Here is a 4,118-nt window from a genome sequence, read left to right on the forward strand (position 1 = left end):
CGCAGCGGCGGTTTCCGCATCGCCTGACGGTGGAATCATCAGCACAACCATCGCCGCCTTTTCGGTCAATCCATGTTCTACATTCGATGCGATCGCGCAGCGGCGGTTTCCGCATCGCCTAACGGTGGAATCATCAGCACAACCATCGCCACCTTTTCGGTCAATTGATGTTCTACATTCGATGCGATCGCGCAGCGGCGGTTTCCGCATCGCCTGACGGTGGAATCATCAGCACAACCATCGCCACCTTTTCTCTTTACCGATATATTTCTTTTTTTGTCAAGTCTTATTTAGATGCGTTTGCCCTGCCCGGATTTGCCCTTATAATCGTCTACACTACAAACGGAATATTAAGTATTTTCAGCCCTAATTGCCAATCTTGCCCGTGACACTGCTCACAACCACGAGAAATCAATACTTTGAGCCACTTGCTACACCAAATGGTTCTTTCTCTTAATTTTTGTTAACTACCTCGCCAACAATCTCTGCCCATTCCTTCTCTCCTTTGGCTGAAACTTCCTCTGCTTCTACCTTCTGGCTCTTCCTTCTTTTGTTACAAAATATGTGACTAATGCATAGCCCCAACCACTATCACCAAAACTGGACAAGAACCCATTTTTCGTGGAACTCGACAATTCTTTTGAACTGCATAAGTTGCTTCAGCTTACATCTATATAGATAATGATTAAACCGGGTGCATCAATCATGAATGATGTCAGTGTTTTGCAAGAGATCGAAAATCATATTCCTGTCGTGGGAGATATAAATTTTAAAAGCCCATTTGCTTACCAAGCAACCTTTGGTGTGGTTAAGACGGTCAATATGGTACAAATGGCAGTAGCAGAGGCTTATATCAATGGATATGAAGTCCCTGATTCTGTATTGAAAGTGCTTTTCGATGCATGTATGCCCGTATTTTTCCAACTTTTTCCATCACTTCTAACAGCCTATGAATGGGTATTAAAAGAAAGCGATAATCTCGCAGAAGGAGCGCGAGATTTAATGAAGATTCAGTATGATCTACCCCAAGAAATGTTTAATCTTATGTTAGGTAGCAGTAAGCTTGTTTATCCTAAGTACACTATGGGACTGTGGGAAAAGGGAGCCTTAAACCTTGAGCAAGCCCAAATCCATATGATGGATGATGTAATTGAAAAGCTAGATATCAAAGATGGAGACCATATCTTAGACATTGGATGTGGTTGGGGATGTCTGGGGAATTATATTCTTGCCAAATTTCCAAAAGCTAAAGTTACGGGCTTGAATTTAAGTCATGAGCAATGCGAGTATATCCGCCAGAAAATGAAATCTCCTGAGAGCAACCTCAATTCTGATCGGTTTACCTTGTATGAAGGGGATTTTAATGATGCCGGATTTGATATCAAATTTGATAAAATTGTTTCGCTAGGTGTTTTTGAACATGTGGGGAATTTAACAAAAGCATTTCAAAAGATAGCTTCTTTTTTGAAGAAGGACGGCAAGGTTTTTATTCACATCATGACAATCCGTACCCCTAATAGCGTATCCAGCGTTTTCACCCACAAATACATTTTTCCTCACGGACGCTTCTGGAATTATAATGTAATTCCTAGCAAAAATAATGACCTTAAAACTATTAAAAGTTGGTATATCAATGGATGCAATTATTCTCAAACCTACGGGAATTGGCTAAAGAATTTTGACGACAACCAAGCGACAATCAAGAATTTAGATTTTGGCATTGACTATCCTAAGTTTCGCCGTATGTGGAGGTTTTATTTAATATGGTTTTCTCGTAATTTTGCCGCGTCTGATGGCGAATATAATGGCAACGGTCAATACTTGATGGCTCATGCTTAATGGCTGAGCATCTGCCCTGTAAGGATTTGCCTGTATTTGTAGTTATGTTTGCAAAGAAAAAGCAGATACGAGGAAAGACTATATGAACGAATGCAACATTTACCACTAATACCAAGTAATTATGAATTATAAAAATATATTACCGATAACTCACCTCCATATTTTGTACGTTGCCACTCACCTATTAGCGTTGTGTGTCTTCTGGTTAGAATTCAATTTGTTCTGGGTATTGCTTTGTTTGATCAGCTACTTTGTTCGTCAATTCGGAGTTGTGGCAGGATACCATCGTTACTTTTCTCATCGGTCTTTCAAAACGTCGCGTTGGATGCAGTTCCTCCTAGCTCTTCATGGCAGCCTGTGTGCCGAGCGTGGTCCTCTGTGGTGGGCGCAGACACATCGTCTTCATCACCGCTACTCGGATACACCCGATGACCTTCATTCGCCACGTTATCAAGGGTTAATTTACTCTCACAGTGGTTGGTTCTTTAATAAGCGCTTTGCGAAGACCGATTACGACCAAATTCCAGATTTCGCCAAGTTTCCAGAACTCGTATGGTTAGATCGGTGGTTTATCCTGCCATGGCTAGTTTTTGGTGCTGGTATGTTTTTCTTCTTCGGATGGGAAGGATTTGTGTGGGGATTTTGCGTTAGCAACGTGATGATTTGGCATACGACTCATTTGATTCAGTCAGCTTGCCATTGCCCTAACGGATACCGACGCTTCGAGACTACAGATGACAGCCGTAACCTTTGGGTCTTTGGTTTGGTGTCCCTAGGTGAGGGATTTCACAATAACCATCATTACGACCCCAGTTCTGCACGGCACGGATTTGTATGGTGGGAAATTGATGTAGCCTGGTACGTTTTGAAATGTTTGAATTGGCTCGGTTTAGTGTGGGATTTGAAAACTCCAAAGAAGTGGGAGAAGAAACACTCACTAAACTTTGGGACACTGAACAAAGATAAAAGTGGGGCAAAAACTGAGGGCTAAGATCCTTTGCTAGCAAGAATTCTCAAAGCTTTCTGCTGGAAAAAAACAGATGGATAAAGATCTTTACCCTATTTAAGGAACAAATTATGAATACATTTGTCACAACATGTATAGCTGTTGTTTGTGTAGAAACTGTTATGGTCTTGCTACTGATGTCGATACCTCGACTCAGTTTCCTCAGCAAAACCATTTCTGAAGCATTCACTAAAGCACCCTTGCTTGATCTAATCATTTCAATCCTAATTTGGATTCCCTGGTTTGTCAGTAACCTGGTATCTGGCTGGGTAGGAGTCGCGGGGGCTTTGGTTGGGCAGATCATGACTATGCAACTGTGGATTGTTGGTCATGAATGGACTCATCGTAATGCCGTACAAGGTCCGAGGATAGTAGGCTTTCTCAATCAGCGGTTCGGCTGGTGGCGCAATCACCTGGGATTATGGATAACCGCTATGGCACTGCCAGTGTTTTTTGCCATCCGTTTGGCTGAAATCTTTGTGTATCCATTTCTTATATGGTTGCTAGGGTTCCCAAATTACAAACATAGCGATTGGATAAATGTCAGCCGCCAGAAGTTTGAAGGATTGATCGGGCACGACCTGATTTGGTGTTTGTACTGTGATTGGATGACTGGCGTGTACTCCCTTGGTGCTGAAATGCTGCGGAATGTAGAATCTTTTTGGTGTCCGATCCGCTTTTATTACGGCAAGAAGTGTGAAAATTGTCAGATCGATTTTCCAGATATCGAAGGTGGTTGGGTTTCTGCTGACAGTACGATGGGGGATGTTGTACAAACATTGCAAGAACATATGCCCAGCGATGGCAGTTGGTCATGGTTTGGTCATCCAAAGAGGCTACGCGGGAAGCAAAATCATTAACGGCACTTCCGGGGGATGAGTAGCATTTGCGCAAAAAACCGGGTTAAGGGAAGCGGTAAACAAAAGAGCCATTTTGTGTACTGCTAGTTGTATACAATGTTTACAGTTCAAGCCAATGCTGCCTAATTCGTGTCATGAGGTGCAAAGTAGTACGACTTTGCCTAAAACGGAAGTTTGTAGTACGCCACAAATGAAGCTCAAACCTTGATTTTTTCGTGTTAGGCTTATTATATTTTGCCTAATTTAAACCTAAGTAAACAAAGTTAATCTGCCCAAAATCTGTTACTAAAATGTTTATATAGCAATAGTTTCAGCTTACTTTCTCCCAGGTATAACAAACTCTCATCGGTTATGGTGTCAGGGAAAGAAACTGTAACTCAATCTCTGCTCACCTCTACTCATTGCTGGTCATT

General features: G+C 42.0%; 4 protein-coding genes. 3 read left to right on the top strand and 1 reads right to left on the bottom strand.

The window, feature by feature from the left end; genetic code table 11:
• Positions 1-210 (bottom strand): hypothetical protein (locus ACM0OZ_RS48030; protein WP_414590022.1); only part of this gene is annotated, 210 nt, incomplete at its 3' end.
• A gap of 471 nt (positions 211-681) precedes the next feature.
• Between ACM0OZ_RS48030 and ACM0OZ_RS48035 the strand changes: the two genes are divergently transcribed.
• From ACM0OZ_RS48035 to ACM0OZ_RS48045, 3 genes are all read left to right on the top strand, one after another.
• The gene (locus ACM0OZ_RS48035; protein ID WP_414590023.1) at positions 682-1,839 is read left to right on the top strand and encodes an SAM-dependent methyltransferase; all 1,158 of its coding nucleotides are present in this window, start codon (positions 682-684) and stop codon (positions 1,837-1,839) included.
• 121 nt (positions 1,840-1,960) lie between these two features.
• Positions 1,961-2,830, top strand: coding sequence for an acyl-CoA desaturase (locus ACM0OZ_RS48040; protein WP_414590024.1), 870 nt, complete (start codon positions 1,961-1,963; stop codon positions 2,828-2,830).
• A gap of 86 nt (positions 2,831-2,916) precedes the next feature.
• Positions 2,917-3,705, top strand: coding sequence for a hypothetical protein (locus tag ACM0OZ_RS48045; protein ID WP_414590025.1), 789 nt, complete (start codon positions 2,917-2,919; stop codon positions 3,703-3,705).
• The last annotated feature ends 413 nt before the right edge of the window (positions 3,706-4,118 follow it).

This window comes from Scytonema sp. PCC 10023 (assembly GCF_963920835.1).
Taxonomy (GTDB): Bacteria; Cyanobacteriota; Cyanobacteriia; order Cyanobacteriales; family Nostocaceae; genus Kalymmatonema.

What these genes read in the sequence shown, in the direction of transcription:
- ACM0OZ_RS48035 (WP_414590023.1), top strand. Translation starts at nt 682, where the DNA reads ATGATTAAACCGGGTGCATCAATCATGAATGATGTCAGTGTTTTGCAA.
- ACM0OZ_RS48040 (WP_414590024.1), top strand. Translation starts at nt 1,961, where the DNA reads ATGAATTATAAAAATATATTACCGATAACTCACCTCCATATTTTGTAC.
- ACM0OZ_RS48045 (WP_414590025.1), top strand. Translation starts at nt 2,917, where the DNA reads ATGAATACATTTGTCACAACATGTATAGCTGTTGTTTGTGTAGAAACT.